This window comes from Hydrogenophaga pseudoflava, assembly GCF_031020795.1.
GTDB lineage: Bacteria > Pseudomonadota > Gammaproteobacteria > Burkholderiales > Burkholderiaceae_C > Hydrogenophaga > Hydrogenophaga pseudoflava_A.
In genome coordinates, this window is record NZ_JAVHJP010000005.1 from 37,966 (window position 1) to 54,538 (window position 16,573).

17 protein-coding genes are annotated in these 16,573 nt (G+C 69.1%); 9 read left to right on the forward strand and 8 right to left on the reverse strand.

Annotation, left to right across the window (positions count from 1 at the left end):
* Window positions 1-97: 97 nt before the first annotated feature.
* The 4 genes from hpaE to hpaR are packed head-to-tail and all read right to left on the reverse strand — an operon-like array spanning window position 98 to window position 3,478.
* Window positions 98-1,573, reverse strand: a complete 1,476-nt coding sequence (gene hpaE, locus RCO38_RS16440; protein WP_308329428.1) for a 5-carboxymethyl-2-hydroxymuconate semialdehyde dehydrogenase — start codon at window positions 1,571-1,573, stop codon at window positions 98-100.
* Window positions 1,570-2,343 carry a fumarylacetoacetate hydrolase family protein gene (locus RCO38_RS16445; RefSeq protein ID WP_308329429.1) on the reverse strand — a complete coding sequence of 258 codons (774 nt, stop codon included), beginning with the start codon at window positions 2,341-2,343 and terminating at the stop codon, window positions 1,570-1,572. The genes hpaE and RCO38_RS16445 overlap by 4 nt, the downstream gene beginning before the upstream one ends.
* Window positions 2,340-2,984 (reverse strand): fumarylacetoacetate hydrolase family protein, encoded by a 645-nt coding sequence (locus tag RCO38_RS16450; protein ID WP_308329430.1) that lies wholly within the window; start codon window positions 2,982-2,984, stop codon window positions 2,340-2,342. The genes RCO38_RS16445 and RCO38_RS16450 overlap by 4 nt, the downstream gene beginning before the upstream one ends.
* A 5-nt stretch (window positions 2,985-2,989) precedes the next feature.
* Entirely contained in the window at window positions 2,990-3,478 is a 489-nt protein-coding gene (gene hpaR, locus RCO38_RS16455) for a homoprotocatechuate degradation operon regulator HpaR (protein WP_308329431.1), read from the reverse strand.
* A gap of 96 nt (window positions 3,479-3,574) precedes the next feature.
* Here hpaR and RCO38_RS16460 point away from each other — a divergent pair, with 96 nt between their 5' ends.
* Together RCO38_RS16460 and RCO38_RS16465 are read left to right on the forward strand one after the other, a co-directional pair.
* Window positions 3,575-4,615 (forward strand): NAD(P)H-dependent flavin oxidoreductase, encoded by a 1,041-nt coding sequence (locus tag RCO38_RS16460; protein WP_308329432.1) that lies wholly within the window; start codon window positions 3,575-3,577, stop codon window positions 4,613-4,615.
* Between the two features lie 2 nt (window positions 4,616-4,617).
* Window positions 4,618-4,923, forward strand: coding sequence for an antibiotic biosynthesis monooxygenase family protein (locus RCO38_RS16465; RefSeq protein WP_308329433.1), 306 nt, complete (start codon window positions 4,618-4,620; stop codon window positions 4,921-4,923).
* Here the strand turns inward: RCO38_RS16465 and RCO38_RS16470 are convergent.
* Window positions 4,914-6,062, reverse strand: a complete 1,149-nt coding sequence (locus tag RCO38_RS16470) for a hypothetical protein (protein ID WP_308329434.1) — start codon at window positions 6,060-6,062, stop codon at window positions 4,914-4,916. The two genes, RCO38_RS16465 and RCO38_RS16470, sit on opposite strands and share 10 nt — an antisense overlap.
* A gap of 66 nt (window positions 6,063-6,128) precedes the next feature.
* Here RCO38_RS16470 and radA point away from each other — a divergent pair, with 66 nt between their 5' ends.
* The 6 genes from radA (at window position 6,129) to RCO38_RS16500 (ending at window position 11,132) form a co-directional block, all read left to right on the forward strand.
* On the forward strand, window positions 6,129-7,505 hold the full coding sequence (gene radA, locus RCO38_RS16475) for a DNA repair protein RadA (RefSeq protein ID WP_308329435.1): 1,377 nt from the start codon (window positions 6,129-6,131) through the stop codon (window positions 7,503-7,505).
* A gap of 12 nt (window positions 7,506-7,517) precedes the next feature.
* On the forward strand, window positions 7,518-8,636 hold the full coding sequence (locus RCO38_RS16480; RefSeq protein WP_308329436.1) for an acyltransferase family protein: 1,119 nt from the start codon (window positions 7,518-7,520) through the stop codon (window positions 8,634-8,636).
* Window positions 8,633-9,040 carry a glycerate kinase gene (locus tag RCO38_RS16485; protein ID WP_308329437.1) on the forward strand — a complete coding sequence of 136 codons (408 nt, stop codon included), beginning with the start codon at window positions 8,633-8,635 and terminating at the stop codon, window positions 9,038-9,040. Before RCO38_RS16480 ends, RCO38_RS16485 begins: the two co-directional genes overlap by 4 nt.
* A gap of 96 nt (window positions 9,041-9,136) precedes the next feature.
* The gene (locus RCO38_RS16490; protein WP_308329438.1) at window positions 9,137-10,078 is read left to right on the forward strand and encodes a branched-chain amino acid transaminase; all 942 of its coding nucleotides are present in this window, start codon (window positions 9,137-9,139) and stop codon (window positions 10,076-10,078) included.
* Between the two features lie 11 nt (window positions 10,079-10,089).
* The gene (locus tag RCO38_RS16495; protein WP_308329439.1) at window positions 10,090-10,299 is read left to right on the forward strand and encodes a zinc-finger domain-containing protein; all 210 of its coding nucleotides are present in this window, start codon (window positions 10,090-10,092) and stop codon (window positions 10,297-10,299) included.
* Window positions 10,300-10,301: 2 nt separating this feature from the next.
* Window positions 10,302-11,132, forward strand: coding sequence for a glycosyltransferase (locus RCO38_RS16500; protein WP_308329440.1), 831 nt, complete (start codon window positions 10,302-10,304; stop codon window positions 11,130-11,132).
* Window positions 11,133-11,441: 309 nt separating this feature from the next.
* Here the strand turns inward: RCO38_RS16500 and RCO38_RS16505 are convergent, their stop codons facing one another.
* Window positions 11,442-12,695: an ATP-binding protein gene (locus RCO38_RS16505; protein WP_308329441.1), complete on the reverse strand. Its 1,254-nt coding sequence runs from the start codon at window positions 12,693-12,695 to the stop codon at window positions 11,442-11,444.
* Window positions 12,696-13,427 (reverse strand): response regulator transcription factor, encoded by a 732-nt coding sequence (locus RCO38_RS16510; protein ID WP_308329442.1) that lies wholly within the window; start codon window positions 13,425-13,427, stop codon window positions 12,696-12,698.
* A 188-nt stretch (window positions 13,428-13,615) separates the two neighbouring features.
* Between RCO38_RS16510 and RCO38_RS16515 the strand changes: the two genes are divergently transcribed.
* Window positions 13,616-15,175 carry a class I adenylate-forming enzyme family protein gene (locus tag RCO38_RS16515; RefSeq protein WP_308329443.1) on the forward strand — a complete coding sequence of 520 codons (1,560 nt, stop codon included), beginning with the start codon at window positions 13,616-13,618 and terminating at the stop codon, window positions 15,173-15,175.
* On the opposite strand, the gene RCO38_RS16520 is transcribed toward RCO38_RS16515, so the two are convergent.
* On the reverse strand, window positions 15,141-16,559 hold the full coding sequence (locus RCO38_RS16520; RefSeq protein WP_308329444.1) for an AmpG family muropeptide MFS transporter: 1,419 nt from the start codon (window positions 16,557-16,559) through the stop codon (window positions 15,141-15,143). The two genes, RCO38_RS16515 and RCO38_RS16520, sit on opposite strands and share 35 nt — an antisense overlap.
* Window positions 16,560-16,573: the final 14 nt, after the last annotated feature.

Genomic DNA, 16,573 nt, shown 5'->3' on the forward strand with positions numbered 1-16,573 from the left:
GAAACGGGCAAAGCCCGTTTCGGGGGACATGAGCGGAACCGGGTACCCCGGTCCTCCGAGCCCGCCCAGGTAGAAGAGCGAAAAGGAGGAACGCAAATCACACCCCCCAATGAGGAATGTGGTGCGACCCGAGAGAAACAGCAACGTTCTTGGGCTCCAGGAACACCTCGTAACTCCAGGTCCCCCCTTCGCGGCCAGTTCCGGAAGCCTTGGTGCCACCAAACGGCTGCCGCAAGTCGCGCACGTTCTGCGAGTTGACGAAACACATGCCCGCTTCAATCGAGGCCGCGACCCGGTGCGCCTTGCCGATGTTCTCGGTCCACACATAACTCGACAGACCGTAGGCGATGTCGTTGGCGATGCGGATCGCGTCCGCCTCGTCCTTGAACGGAATCAGACAGGCCACGGGGCCGAAGATCTCGTCCTGCGCGATCTTCATGCGGTTGTCCACGTCGGCGAACACCGTGGGCCAGACGTAGTTGCCGCCCGCCACATGCGCCGGCAGCTCGGCCGCATACGACGGCCGGTCCAGCCCGCCACACAACATCGTCGCGCCTTCCTTCGGCCCCAGCTCGATGTAGCTGCGCACCTTGGCCAGATGGGCCTTGGAAATCATCGGGCCGATGGTGGTCTTCTCATCCAGCGGGTCGCCCACCACGATGCGTTTGGCGCGCTCCGCGAACTTTGCGGCGAAGTCGGCGTAGATGCTTTGCTGCACCAGGATGCGCGAGCCCGCCGTGCAGCGCTCGCCGTTGTTGCTGAAGATCATGAAGATCGCTGCGTCGAGCGCGCGGTCCAGGTCGGCGTCGTCGAAGATCACGAACGGGCTCTTGCCGCCCAGCTCCATGCTGAACTTCTTCAGGCCCGCGGCCCGGGCGATGCGGTTGCCGGTGGCGGTGGACCCGGTGAAGCTGATGGCGCGCACGTCGGGGTGGGCGCACAGCGGTTCGCCGGCTTCCTTGCCGAAGCCGTGCACCACGTTGAGCACACCGGCCGGGATGCCGGCCTCCAGGGCCAGCTCGCCCAGGCGCGCCGCGGTCAGGGGCGACAGTTCGCTCATCTTCAGCACCGCCGTGTTGCCGAAGGCCAGACAGGGCGCGACCTTCCAGGTGGCCGTCATGAAGGGCACGTTCCACGGCGAGATCAATGCGCACACGCCGACCGGGTGGAACAGGGTGTAGTTCAGGTGCGTGGGCGTGGGGTAGGTGTGGCCGTCCACGCGGGTGCACATCTCGGCGAAGTAATAGAAGTTGTCCGAGGCGCGCGGGATCAGCTGCTTGCCGGTCTGCGCGATCACCTGGCCGGTGTCTTCGGTTTCGGTGCGGGCGATCTCGGGCACGTGCTGGGCGATCAGGTCGCCCAGGGCGCGCACCTTCTTCGCGCGCTCGGTGGCGGGCAGTCCGGCCCAGGCCGGGAAGGCGTCTTTGGCGGCCTGCACCGCGGCGTTCACTTCTGCTTCGGTGCCCGAGGCCACTTCGGCCAGCACGCCCTGTGTGGCCGGGTTGATCGTTTCGAAGTAGTCGCTGCCGGCGACGGTCTTGCCGTTGATGAGGTGGTGAATGCGTTGCGTCATGCCTTGCTTTCGGAAGTGATCGTGTTGATGAGCGAGCCTATGCCGTCGATCTCGGTGACGACCACATCGCCGGGCTGGCAGTCGACGACGCCGTCGGGTGTGCCGGTCAGGATGAGGTCGCCGGGCATCAGGGTCATGAAGCCGCTGAAGTACTCGATCAGCGTGGCGACGTCGAAGATCATGTCTTTCGTGTTCCCCTGCTGCGTGACGTTGCCGTTGACCGTGGTGCGCAGCGCCAGCGCCTGGGGGTCGGGCACATCGGCCGCATCGACCAGCCAGGGGCCGATGGGCGTGCCGGTGTCGCGGTTCTTCACCTTGAGGTTGGGCCGGTACCAGTTCTCCAGGTAGTCGCGGATCGCGTAGTCGTTGGCGACGGTGTAGCCGGCCACGTATTGCAGCGCGTCGGCTTTCTTCACGCGTTTGGCGGGCTTGCCGATCACCACAGCCAGCTCGCACTCGTAGTGCATGAAGCTCACGCCGTCGGGCCGCACGGTGAAAGCCTTGTGGCCGATGAGCGAGGCCTCGCCCTTGACGAAGGCCAACGGTTCTTCGGGCGCCTTGAAGGCGAGTTCTTTCGCGTGGTCGGCGTAGTTCAGACCGAGCGCGAGCACGGTGCGCGGACGTGGCACCGGCGCGAGCGGCGGCAGCCAGACCACCTCGTCGAAGGACACGCGGCGGCCCTGGAAGGCGGGCGTGAGCAGCTCGAGTTGACCGTCGGCTTCAACGGCGTCGTGGACCGCGCCGGCCCAGGCGATGCGGGCGTGTTTCATACCGCCTCCTGCACGAAGTGGTTGACCAGCGGCGCGAAGCCGGTGGCGGTGATCTCGACCGAATCACCCGCTTTGGCGCGGGGGCGTGATCCGTCGTCCAGGCAGTCGGTGCCGACCATCAGCACATCGCCCGGCCGCATGGACTGGAAAGCGCTCACGTCGGCCCACAGCGTGGCGGCGTCGCGCACCAGATCGGCCAGGGCCGTGCGCTGGCGCATCACGCCATCCACGCGCAGTTCCAGCACCAGCGAGGTCAGCGAAGACAGGTCGTGGACCGGCCGCAGCGCATCGCCCACGCCCAGGAACCCGTCCACACAGCGGAACTTCACCGGTGGGCGGTAGTAGCTGTCGTGCGTAATCGCCACGTCGTTGAACAGCACGGCGCCGGCCACGCGGCCACCCTCGCCCGCCACCAGCCCCAGGCTGGCCGCGACCTCGATCTCGGCCAAGCCCTTGGGCAGGGCAATCGCCTGGCCGCTGCGGGTGAAGGTGTTGGCGGTCTTGATGTAGAGCACCGGCGCGTTCGGCGGCGCCTTGTAAGGCGCCTCGTGCATGCGCGGCGCCCAGAGCGCGTGTTCGCGCCGGAAGTTCAGCAGCGTGCCGTAGACGGTGCCGCCGGGAAGGTAAGGGTTCGGGCTCATGGGGGTCACTCCTCGAAGTCGTCGGCCTCGACGCCGTCCGGCGCCTCCAGCGCGATCACGTCGTCCAGCAGCGCATAGAGCTGGGCCAGGCGCTGCGGGCCGAGCTGCGCCTCCATCCACTGGTAGTGCGATTCGATGGTCTGCGACAGCTTGCGCACCAGCTTCAGACCCGCGGGCGTGGCGCGCACCACGGTGCGGCGCGCGTCCTGCGGGCAGCGGTTGCGGGTGATCAGCCCGTCGCGTTCCATGCGCGCAAGCACCCCCGTGAGGCTGGGCCCGAGCAGCAGCGCTTCGCGCGCCACGCGGCCGGTCTCGACGCCCGCCAGGTCGCGCGCGTGTTCGCCCAGCACACGCAGCACGCGCCACTGCTGGTCCGACAGGCCGTGCTCGCGCAGGCTGGGCCGGGTGTGCTGCATGACGGCCTCGCGCGCCTCCAGCAGCAGGCGCGGCAGGTTGCGGTGGGCAAAAGAAGGGGAGCTGTCGTCGATGGCCATGGGTCGGTCTGATTTATTTAATATGTTAAATGTTTTTTCGACCTTCTCCAAACAGGGGTTAACCCTTGTCCCCCGGGCGCGGCCGACAATGCGCGCATGAACACGCTCACCCCACGCCTGAATGTCGACCGCCTGCTGCTGCAGGCGCCCATGGCCGGCTCGCAGGGCTCGGCCCTCGCGCTGGCGGTCTGCCGGGCCGGCGGCATCGGCGCCCTGCCCGCGGCCATGCTCACGCCGGAGGCGCTGGTGCAGGAGCTGACCGCGCTCTCGCAAGGCACCGACCGGCCCTGGAACGTCAACTTCTTCTGTCACACCCCGCCCGCGCCCGACCCGGCGCGCGAGGCCCGCTGGCGCGAGGCGCTGGCACCGTTCTACGCCGAGGCCGGGCTGGACATCGCCGCCGTGCCGGCCGGCGCGGGGCGTGTGCCCTTCAGCCACGCGGTGGCCGACCTCGTGGAGCCGTTCCGGCCGCCCATCGTGAGCTTCCACTTCGGCCTGCCCGCGCCGGACCTGCTGGCGCGTGTGAAGGGCTGGGGCAGCGTGCTGCTGTCCTCGGCGACGACGGTGGAAGAAGCCATCTGGCTCGAAGCCCAGGGCGTGGACGCGGTGATCGCGCAGGGTTCGGAAGCAGGCGGCCACCGCGGCATGTTCCTGACCGACGATCTGACAACCCAGGTCGGCACCTTCGCCCTGCTGCCGCAGATCGCGGCCGCGGTGCAGGTGCCGGTGATTGCGGCCGGTGGCATCGCCGACGCGGCGGGCGTGCGGGCCGCCCTGGCGCTGGGTGCATCGGGCGTGCAGGTGGGCACGGCCTACCTGTGCAGCAACGAGGCCGCCACCTCGGCGCTGCACCGCGCCGCACTTCAGAGCGAGGCCGCGCGCCACACGCAGCTGACCACCCTGTTCACCGGCCGGCCGGCGCGGGGCATCCCGAACCGCGTGATGCGCGAGCTGGGGCCGCTGAGCCCGGCGGCGCCCGCCTTCCCCACCGCCACGGCCGCCATCGCGCCGCTGCGCGCACACTGGGAGAAGCAGGGACGCGGCGACTTCTCACCGCTGTGGAGCGGCCAGAACGCCAGCGGCTGCCGCAGTGCGCCCGCGGCCGACATCACCCGCGAACTCCTGAAAGGCTTCTGAACATGTTCGTCGTGATCTTCCGCGCCAAGGCCCGCGACCTGGATGCAGAGTACAGCGCCATGGCCGCGCAGATGCGCCAGCTCGCGCTCACGCAGTTCGGCTGCCTGGACTTCACCGCCGTGACCGAGGGCGAGCAGGAAATCGCGCTGTCCTACTGGCCCGATGAGGCCAGCATCCGCGCCTGGAAACAGCACACCGACCACCTGATGGCGCAGCGGCTGGGCCGCGAGCGCTGGTACGCCAGCTACTCGGTGGAGATCGCCAAGGTGACACGGCGCTACCGCCACCCGGCCGACGCTCAGACGTAGTCGTCGGGGTCGCGGTCCGCCCGCCCCGGACGCGGCGCCTCGCGTTGCCGGTTGAGCCAGCGCTTGAGCGTCGCCACGTCCTGCACCGCGGCCAGGTCCTGCCCCAACTGTGCCACCTGAGCTTCCAGCGCCGCCACCTCGGCCAGCAGGTGCTGCCTGAGTGTGTTCGGATTGGCCACCTGGCCGTGCGGCAACTCGAACTCGCCGGCGAGCTGCCCCTGTCGCGCGGCACGTTCGCGCTCCAGGCCCGCCACCTGCTGCTTGAGCAGCAGCGTCAGCGCGGCCAGCCGGTCGTCCGCCAGGCGCGACACCGCGGCCGGATCGGCCAGTTCGGCGCGCAGCTGGATCTGCATCAGCGTCACCAGGTCCTTGCGCGCGTAGGCGGTGTTGGCCTCGCTCATCAGTGCGGTCTTGCGCAGGCGCTCGGCCTCGTCGGGCTCGCGGTCGGGGTGCAGGGCACTGGCCAGCTGGCGGAACAGGGTGCGGAGCTGCGTTTCGGCGTCGGCCGCCTGGGTCAGCGCTTCGGCCTGCTGCGCGCTGGGCCGCTTGCGCGCCTTGCGCGCCTGGGCCTTGGCCTGGCGGCGCGCCTGCGCCTCTTCACGCGCCGCGCGCCAGCGCGCCAGGCCTTCGCGCACCAGCTCGTCCGCCGACAGCGCCTCGTCGCCGTCCGCCAACGGCTCGCCCAGCGCGGCCTCCAGGCGCGCGCGCAGCGCGTCGGCCGCGGCCTGCTTCTTCTGGGCCAACGTCTGGCGGCTGTGCCGGTCGTGCAGCGCCACCATGTCGGCCTCACCCTCGTCGGCCAGGGTCTGCGCCAGTGCGCACACAGCCTCGGCGGCCGTGTCCTGCTGCAGCCGGCTCAGGGCCTTGCCCTGCAGATGCCCGTCCAGCGCCAGGGCGAGGGCGCGCATCTGCTGGCGCCGCTGCTGCTGCAGGGGCGCGAGCCAGCGGTGCCGCTCGACCCGGTGCGACTGGCCCAGCGCGTCGAGCTCGTCCAGCTGCGCCCGGAGCTTGTCCACCCGGCCGAGCTGCAGGTTGAAGGCGCGGGCCGCGGCCGAGAGCGGCTGCTCGCCAGGGGCCAGGGCCTGCAGGGCGGTGGCGGGGACGACACGGTTCGATGACGCGGAACGGGCAGGAGACACGTTGGTGAGGTGCGGAGGGGCCGGGCACGACAGGCCCGACGGGGTGTCGACTATATTGCCGGCCACATGGCCAAAGAAAAGACGATCTACACCTGCAACGAATGCGGTGGCACCAGCCCGCGCTGGTTGGGCAAATGCCCGCACTGCAACGCCTGGAACACGCTGATCGAGTCGGTCGCCGAATCCGGCGCGCCCACCAAGAACCGCTTCGCCGCGCTGGCCAAGACGGCCGAAGTCACCACCCTGGCCGACATCGAGGCCACCGACGTGCAGCGCACGCCCACCGGCCACGACGAACTCGACCGCGTGCTCGGCGGTGGCGTGGTCGAGGGCGGTGTGGTGCTGATCGGCGGCGACCCGGGCATTGGCAAGTCGACGCTGCTGCTGCAGGCGCTGGATGCGCTGCAGCGCGCCGGCCAGAAGACGCTGTACGTCACCGGCGAAGAGTCGGGCGCCCAGGTCGCGTTGCGCTCGCGCCGGCTGGGCCTGGACGGCTCGCAGGTCCAGGTGCTGGCCGAGATCCAGCTGGAGAAGATCCTGGCCACGCTGTCGGCGCACAAGCCGGCCATCGCGGTGATCGACTCGATCCAGACGGTGTACTCCGAACAGCTCACCAGCGCACCCGGTTCGGTGGCGCAGGTGCGGGAGTGCGCCGCCCACCTCACGCGCGCGGCCAAGGCCAGCGGCACGGCCATCGTGCTGGTGGGCCACGTGACCAAGGAAGGCGCGCTGGCCGGCCCGCGCGTGCTGGAGCACATGGTGGACACGGTGCTGTACTTCGAGGGCGACACGCACAGCAGCTTCCGCCTGATCCGCGCGATCAAGAACCGCTTCGGCGCGGTCAACGAGATCGGCGTCTTCGCCATGACGGAAAAAGGCCTCAAGGGCGTGAGCAACCCGAGCGCAATCTTCCTGTCGCAGCACTCGGAGCCCGTTCCGGGCAGCTGCGTGATGGTGACGCTGGAGGGCACGCGGCCCATGCTGGTGGAGATCCAGGCGCTGGTGGACAGCGGCGGCCCCTCGCCCCGGCGCCTGTCGGTCGGCCTGGACCGCGACCGCCTGGCCATGCTGCTGGCCGTGCTACACCGCCACGCGGGCGTGGCCTGCATGGATCAGGACGTGTTTGTCAACGCCGTGGGCGGCGTGCGCATCAGCGAGCCCGCGGCGGACCTGGCCGTCATGCTGGCCATCACCAGCAGCCTGCGCGGCCGCGCCCTGCCCAAGGGCTTCATCGCCTTCGGCGAAGTCGGCCTGGCCGGCGAGGTGCGCCCGGCGCCACGCGGCCAGGAGCGGCTGAAGGAAGCCGCCAAGCTGGGCTTTTCCGTGGCGGTGGTGCCCAAGGCCAACGCCCCGAAGAAAAACGACAAGGCCTTCGAAGGCCTGACCATCCACGGCGTGGACCGCATCGAAGAGGCCATGGAACTGGCCCGCAGCCTCGCCTGACACCCGCTCCTCATGAACTTCCTGCCTGCTCTGCATGGACTGCGCGGCCTCGCCGCGGTCCTGGTGCTTCTGTTTCATTGGCGAACCAACTTTCCGGCCTTTGGCAACGCCTTCTCCAAGGTCGAGTTCCTGGGTGAACGCTGGAACCTGATGCTCCTGATCGACCACGGGTGGGTCGGCGTGCAATGGTTTTTTGTGCTGTCCGGCTACCTGCTGGGCGGCGTGCTCTGGAACAAGCCCCTGACCGCCACCACCGTCGCGCATTTCTGGCAGCGGCGCTTTGCGCGCATCTACCCGGGGCTGTGGTTCCAGGTGCTGCTGCTGGCCCTGCTGACTTCGTACACCTTGCTGCTCAAGGACCTCGACCCGGAGCGCATGCGGAACAACCTGCTGCTGTGGCTGAACCCGCTGCCGGGCGGCAGCATTCCGTACAACGGCGTCTGGTGGACCCTGCCCATCGAGCTCTGCTTCTACCTGGCGCTCCCACTGTGCCTGGTGTTCTATCGCCGCACCAACGTGTGGGCGATGCTGGCCGCCAGCTTTGTGATCAGCATCGGCTGGCGCTATGCCATTCTGGAGAGCCGCAGCGATCCCACCCAGCTGGTGGAACTGGGACTGATCCGGCACCTGCCCGGTTCTCTGTGCCTGTTCCTCACCGGTCTGGCCCTGAACCAATGGCGGCATGCCGGGTCGCTGACGCTCACCCGCAAGGCGCTGGCTGCAGCGGCCGTGCTCTACCTGCTCTGGCTGTACCTGCTGTCCCTTCACCCGCGGGCCCTGGTGGACGGCTCGTGGGCCACCTACATCTGGGAGCCCGTGGTCGGCCTGCTGATCGCGGGCATCGTGTACCTCGTGGTTCATCCATCCAACCCCGTCCGGTGGCTGGGCTCCAGACCACTGCTCCTGCTGGGCACCTGGAGCTATGGCATCTACCTGTGGCACTTCCCCGTCCTCAGGCTGCTCCCCCGCACCGTGCCCGGACCGTGGAAGACAATCGAAGGCAGCCTGCTCGCATTGTTGATCTGCGTTCTGGCCTCGTTGGTACTGGCAGCCCTCAGCTACTACGCCGTCGAACGCCCCGCGCTCAATGCCATTGCCCGCTGGCAATCCAGAAACAAGGCCACCCGATGACCCAACGACTTCTCTTCAAATGGGGGCTTCCCATCCTCATCATCGGTCTGCTCGTCTTCGCCGGGCGCCAGTACGGCTGGGCGGGCGTGGCGGCCGTGGGCGGCGGCCTGGTGATGTGGCTGCTGCTGCACTGGACGCGGATGATGACGGTGATGAAGCGCGCCGCGGACCGGCCCATGGGCTGGGTGGCCAGCGCGGTGATGCTCAATGCCAAACTCAAGCCCGGGGTGAACCTGATGCACGTCATCGCCATGACGCGTTCGCTGGGTGAGCGCCTGAGCGCCGAAGGCGAAGAACCCGAGCGCTACCGCTGGACCGACAACGGAGGCTCCACCGTCACCGTCACCCTGCAAGGGGGCCGCGTGACCACCTGGGAGCTGCAACGCCCTCCGGCCGAAGGCTGAAAACACCCGGCTCGGCTCCCCTGGGCGGGCACCTAAAATGCGTGTTTCTGCGGCGCAAGACGGCGCCTGAGACACCCCATTTCCAAAGGACCCCGCATGAGCCCCGTGATTCCCTCGATGTCCGACCGCGACGGCAAGATCTGGATGGACGGCCAGATGGTGGACTGGCGCGACGCCAAGATCCATGTGCTGACCCACACGCTGCACTACGGCTGCGGCGCCTTCGAGGGTGTGCGCGCCTACAAGACGGCCGACGGCAGCACCGCCATCTTCCGCCTGGAAGAGCACACCGACCGCCTGTTCAACAGCGCCAAGATCCTGCGCATGGCCATCCCGTTCACCAAGGAACAGGTCAACGAGGCCCAGAAGGCCGTGGTGCGCGAGAACAAGCTGGAGTCCTGCTACCTGCGCCCGCTGACCTGGATCGGCGACAAGAAGCTGGGTGTCAGCCCCAAGGGCAACACCATCCACCTGATGGTGGCGGCCTGGGCCTGGGGCGCCTACCTGGGTGAAGAGGGTCTCAAGCGCGGCATCCGCGTCAAGACCAGCAGCTACACCCGCCACCACGTCAACATCACCATGACGCAGGCCAAGGCGGTGAGCAACTACACCAACTCCATCCTGGCCAACATGGAAGTGACCGACGAGGGTTACGACGAAGCCCTGCTGCTGGACAGCTCGGGCTTCGTGTCCGAGGGCGCGGGCGAGAACATCTTCGTGATCAAGAACGGCGTGATCTACACGCCCGACCTGTCGGCCGGTGCCCTGAACGGCATCACCCGCAACACCATCTTCCACATCGCCAAGGACCTGGGCCTGGAGATCGTGCAGAAGCGCATCACGCGCGACGAGGTCTACATCGCCGACGAGGCCTTCTTCACAGGCACCGCCGCCGAAGTCACTCCGATCCGCGAACTCGACCGCATCGAGCTGGGTTCGGGCAGCCGTGGCCCCATCACCGAGAAGATCCAGAGCGCGTTCTTCGACATCGTGGGCGGCCGCAACCCCAAGTACGCCCACTGGCTGAGCAAGGTCTGAGGAACATTCCCATGAGCACTTCTTCCACGATCGAATTGGCCGCCAAGGACCTGAACCCTCAGGGCGGGGTGTTCTGCCCCAGCCCCAAGGCCGACATGAAGCTCTGGAACAGCCATCCCAGGGTGTTCCTGGACGTGGCCCGCACGGGCCAGGCCCGTTGCCCGTACTGCGGCACGGTGTACGCCCTCAAGGCCGGCGAAGTGGTGGCGCACGGGCACTGAACATGGGGACGGTGGGCAGCGTCGAGGTGGTGGTGTCGACCTACAACCACCCCCGTGCGCTGGACCTGGTGCTGCACGCATTGCTGCGACAGAGCGCGCCGGACTTCCGGATCTGCGTGGCGGACGACGGCTCCGGGCCGGAGACGGCCGCGCTGATGGCCGCTTGGCAGCAGCGCCTGGGTGCCCGCCTGCGCCATGTCTGGCAGGTGGACCGCGGCTTTCGCAAGAACCGCATCCTCAACAAGGCCATCGCCAGCTCGGGCGCCGACTACCTGATCTTTCTCGACGGCGACTGCCTGCCGTCGGAACACGTTGTGGCGCGCCACCTCGCGCTGGCGCGGCCCCGGCGCTTCTGCACCGGTGGGGTGATCCGGCTCACCCTGGCGGCCAGCGAGGCCGTGCTGGCGCCGGGTGTGGACTCGGGCGACGTCTTCACGCCGGACTGGCTCGCATCGCACGAGGCCTTGCGCAGCACCAGCGCCCGGCTCAAGGCCGGCCTCTATCCCTCCTGGGCCTCTCGCCTGGCCGAGCGCCTGACCACCGTGCGCCGGACCTGGAACGGCGGCAACAGTTCCACGGCGCGCCTCAACCTGATCCGGGTGAACGGGTTCGACGAGAACTTCGGCTACGGCGCAGAAGACATCGAACTGGGTTTTCGCCTCAACAACGCGGGCATCCGGGGAGTCCACCTGCGGTACACCGCGCCGGTGCTGCACCTGGAACACCGGCGCGACTACGCGCACCCGGACGAACGCATCCGCAACAAGCAGGCCGCCCGCCTGGCGCTGAGGCAGGGCAAAACCACCACCACCCACGGCATCGTCGAGCTCTGAAGGCCGGAGGCAGCAACAAAAAAAAGCCACCTTGCGGTGGCTTTGAAAGTCCTTGGAAGGACGTCGTTGGGAGACCGGTGCGGGCGACGATTTGGATTTGGAAGTGAGCCGTCGCTCGGTTTGTTGTGACAGCAACCTGCAAATTGTGCGTTGCCGCACACGTTCGGACCATCCCCCATTTGGGGGAGAACTGTGGCCCTTTGTTGCAATTCGCTCAAAATCCAGGCAACAAATCAGCACCAAATGCTGCCAGGGTCACATCATCGTGACAAATTGCACAGTTCGTCGGCCCACAACATTTACAACAGGTTACATCGGCAAGTCGACCACAAAGCGGGCTCCCCCCCCCGGGCGATCCTCGCAGCGCACGCTGCCCTGGTGCCGCAAGGCGATCGAGCGCACCAGCGACAAGCCCAGGCCCACCCCTCCCACGCTTTCGCTGGCCCCCGGCAGCCGGTAGAACGGCTCGAAGATGCGTTCCCTCAACTCGGGCGGCACGCCCGGACCGTGGTCCTCGACGCACACCCGCACCAGTTCCCGCCGGCCCGGCGCGGTGATCCGGTCAACGCTCAGTCGGGCGGGTCCGGCGTCGCCGCCCGCCTCCGCCCGGTGGCCGTAGCGCCGGGCGTTCTCCAGCAGGTTGCGCAGCAGGCGGCGCAGCAGCTTGGGATAGCCCTGCACAAGCACTGGGGAGATTCCCTCGGCCACGTCCAGGTCGGCGCCGGTGCGGGCGCACTCCTCGGCCGCCAGCCCCACCAGGTCGACCTCCTCGGTCGGTCCCAGCGCCGACACCTCGTTGGCATCGCGCAGGTCCAGCCGGCTGGCCATCAGGATCTCGTCGATCAGCTGGTCCAGCTCGTCGATGTTGCGCGCGATCTCGGCCCGTTGCGGGGCACGCGCCGGGTCGTTGCCCAGCAGCTCCAGCCCGATGCGGATGCGGGCCAGCGGTGAGCGCAGCTCGTGCGAGGCATTGGCCAGCAGGGTCTTGTGCGAGAGCATCAGGGTCTGCACACGCTCGGCCGCCGCGTTGAAACGCTCGGCCAGAAACGCCACCTCGTCCTGTCCGCTGACCGGCAGGCGGGCGCTGAGGTCGCCCTGCCCCCAGCGCTCGACGCCGCGCTGCAGCCGTTCCAGCCGCTGGGTCAGGCGCCGCACGATCGGGTAGGCGCCCAACGCCACCGCCAGCCCGACCAGACCCAGCAACCAGGCAAAGCCGATTGGCGACTGCAGGCCGAACAGGCTGCGCCGCCCTGGCACGGGGCTGCCGGGCTGCCGGTTTGGGCGCGGCAGCTGGATGTACAGCGTCTGGCCGTCCTTCATCTGCACCTGGAACTCCAGCCCCTGCCCGGGCACCCGCACCGCCTGCGCCGGCGCCTCGCCCAGGATCTCTCCAGCGCCGTTGCGCAGCACGATCTCGCGCGCGATGCGGGCGTCGCGCTCCTCGCGGTCCCGGTCCAGCGCCATCTGCCAGAGCCAGCCGACGACCAGGGTCAGCACCGCGACGGCGGCCACAATGGCCAGCCAGATGCGCAGGTACAGCTTCTGACCCAGCAGGCTTTTCATTCAGTCCTGCTGCTTCGCAAAAACATAGCCCACTCCGCGCACCGTCAGGATGCGCTTGGGCTCCTTGCTGTCGGCCTCGATGGCGTTGCGGATGCGGCCGATGTGCACGTCGATGCTGCGGTCGAACGCTTCGAGCTCACGCCCGCGCACCGCCTCCATGATCTGGTCGCGGGTGAGCACGCGGCCGGCGCGCTCGGCCAGCGCCACCAGCAGGTCGAACTGGTAGGAGGTCAGCTCACAGGCCTTGCCCGCCACCTGCACCGTGCGCGCGTCGCGGTCGATCTCCAGCGAGCCGAAGCGCAGCACCGGCGTGGCGCGGGCCGTGGCCGCGGCGGCGGTCGACTCGCCGCGGCGGCGCAGCACGGCCCGGATGCGCGCCAGCAGCTCGCGCGGCTCGAAGGGCTTGGGCAGGTAATCGTCGGCGCCGAGTTCGAGACCAATGATGCGGTCCATCGGGTCGCCCTTGGCCGTCAGCATCAGCACCGGCACCTTGGCGCCGCCGTTGGGCAGGGCGCGGATGCGCCGGCACACCTCCAGGCCGTCGATTCCCGGCATCATCAGGTCCAGGATCACCAACTCGGGCTGCAGCAGCGGCAGCTGCTCCAGGCCCCTTTCGCCGTCGGGAGCGTGGGTGACCTCGTAGCCGGACTGGGCCAGATACTCGGTGACCATCTGCGCCAGACGCGCATCGTCTTCGATCATCAGGAGGCGGGTGGTGGACGGGGCATTCATGGGACCAGTTTAAAGGTACCCCCACGCTCCTCCGCTTCGCGGGTCGCAGCTCCAGGACTGGGAAGGGACCCGGTCCTTGCCGGGCCTAGGGGCTGATCCGGCTTGGGGCGGCCCGGCGCCGGATCGGGGCGCCCGCATCGTCGCCCACGCGCGTGAACCGTTTGTCTCGCTCACGTAAAGTTGCCGCCATGTTCACGCCCGACGCCCCTGCCCTGCCCGCCCGTTCGCTGCCCGGCCTGCTGCACGGCCTGGCACGGGCCCGCCCCGACGCCCGGGCCCTGCGCTGGCTCGACATCAGCACCGGCGCACGCAGCGACTGGAGCTTCGCCCGGCTGAGCGCTGAAGCCGACGCGCTGGCACGCAGCTTCTTGGCGCTGGGCGTTCGACCGGGCGACCGGATCGCCTGGCTGGGCCAGAACCACCCGGCGCTGATCGCGGCGCTGTTCGCGCTCGGACGCCTGGAAGCGGTGCTGGTGCCCCTGAACACCCGGCTGGCGGCGGCCGAATGGGCCGCCGTGCTGGACGACTGCACGCCGAAGCTGCTGGTGCACGACACCTCGTTCAAGGAGGCGGCCGGCGTGCTCAGCAAGGGTCCTGGCCGGCCGGTCGATCTGACGCTCGACCACCTGCTCGCAGCCGAGCCCTCCACCCTGCTGCCGGAAGTCCCGGCCGACGCGCTGGACCGCCCGGCGCTGCTGGTCTACACCTCGGGCACCACCGGCACGCCCAAGGCCGCGGTGCACACCCAGGGCAACCTGCTGGCGAACGTGGCGATCGCCGCCCAGGTGCAGAGCCTGACGGCCGAGGACACGGTGCTGACGGTGCTGCCGCTGTTCCATGTGGGCGGCCTGTGCATCCAGACCCTGCCGGCGCTCTCCGTCGGCGCCACCGTGCTGCTGCACAGCCGCTTCGACCCGATGGCCACGCTGCGCGCCATCGCCGAAGAGCGCCCCTCGTTGACGCTGCAGGTGCCGGCCACTCTGCAGGCGCTGACAGGCCACCCGGACTGGGCCTCGACCGACCTCACCTGTCTGCGCGCGGTCTGGGCCGGGTCCTCGGTGCTGCCGCCCGAGCCGCTGAAGGCCTTCATGGCGCGGGGCATTCCGGTCAGCAACGTCTACGGCAGCACCGAAACCGGGCCCTTCTCCATTGCCCTGCCCCCGGAGCACGCCGCCACGCACATCGGCTCATGCGGCTGGCCGGCGCCGGGTGTGCAGATCCGGCTGCTCGGCCCCGACGGCCGCCCCGTGGCCGCCGGCGACGTCGGCGAAATCGCGGTGCGGGCGCCCAACGTGGTCGCGACCTACTGGCCCGACCGGCCGGCCCTCGACGCCGACGGCTTCTTTCGCAGCGGTGATCTGGCGCGCCAGGCCGACGACGGCAGCTTCACCGTGGTGGGCCGGGCCAAGGACATGATCATTTCGGGCGGCGAGAACATCTACCCGGCCGAGATCGAGAACCTGATCGCCCAGCACCCTGCGGTGGCCGAGTGCAGCGTGGTCGGCCAGGCCGATGCGCGCTGGGGCGAGGTGGCGGTGGCGGTGGTGGTGCTGCGCGATCCGCAGGCCGCGACAGAGGGCTGGGACGCGCCGCTGCGAGCCTTCCTGGACGGCCGGCTGGCGCGCTACAAGTGGCCGCGCCGCTGGGTGCGGCTGGAGGCCCTGCCGCGGACGGCGCTGGGCAAGGTGAAAAAAGCGGAGTTGGTGGCGGCGCTCAAGACTTTGCTGGAAACGCCGGCGCCGAACTGATCCGGGTGGCCAGCCAGATCAGCACCAGCACCGGCAAGCCCAGGAACGCGGTGGCGGTGAAGAAGGTCGGGTAGTCGTAGGCGTCGACAAACGCGCCGGAGTACCCCGCCAGCCACTTGGGCGCCAGCAACATCATCGAGCTGAACAGCGCGTACTGCGTGGCCGAGTAGCTGACGTTGGTCAGGCTCGAGAGGTAGGCGATGAAGGCCGCCGAAGCCACGCCCGCGCTCAGGTTGTCGGCCGAGACCACGGCGATCAGCGCCGTCACGTCGTGGCCGTGCCCGGCCAGCCAGGCGAACAGCAGGTTGCTCGCAGCCGACAGGATGGCACCGAGCATCAGCACCCGCATCACGCCCAGGCGCAGCGAGAGCGCGCCACCGACGAAGGCGCCCACGAGGGTCATGATCACGCCGTAGACCTTGGTGACCGCGGCCACCTCGTCCTTGGTATAGCCCATGTCCACGTAGAACGGGTTGGCCATGATGCCCATCACCACGTCGCTGATGCGGTAGACGCCGATCAGCGCCAGGATCAGCACGGCGTGTGTGCCGTAGCGCTTGAGGAAGTCCGCGAACGGCTCGACGAACGCCCCCTTGAACCACTCGCCGGCATTGCGAGAGGGCGGCAGTTCGACCTGCGCCGGCTCGCGCGAGAACAGCACGGTGACCACCCCCACCAGCATGCTCGCCGCCATGACCAGGTAGGCCGTGGTCCAGGCACCGTTCTGGTAGAGCGCGCCGGGGGCCGGCTTCACCGCCTCGGCCACGGCGGCGGCGGCCTGCGCCACGGGCGCCACCTCGGCCCGGGCCGCCAGCCAGAGCACGCCCGCGCCGGCCCAGATCATGGCCAGCCGGTAGCCGGTCTGGTAGGTCGCGGCCAGCGCACCCTGGTGCGCGGCGTCGGCCGATTCGATGCGGTAGGCGTCCAGCGCGATGTCCTGCGTGGCCGAGGCGAAGGCCACCGCCAGCGCACACCAGACCACCGTGTCCAGGTGGCTGCGCGGGTCGGCGAACGCCATGCCGGCCAGCGCCCCCATGATGGCCAGTTGCGAGAGCAGCAGCCAGCTGCGCCGGCGCCCCATCGCGCGCGTCAGCAGCGGGATCGGCAGGCGGTCGACCAGCGGCGACCAGACCCATTTGAAACCATAGGCAAGACCCACCCAGCTCAGGTAACCGATGGTGGTGCGGTCCAGCCCGGCCTCGCGCAGACGAAAGCTCAGCGTGCCCAGCACCAGCAGCAACGGCAGCCCGGCGGAAAAACCGAGGGCGAACATGCGCAGGCTGGCCGGCTCCAGGTAGGCGCGCAGCGTGTCGGCCCAGCTGGGACGGCGAACGGCTGCCGGGTGGGGCTCGGGCGACACCGGCGTGACGGATGAACGGTTCATGAACGGAACGGGCG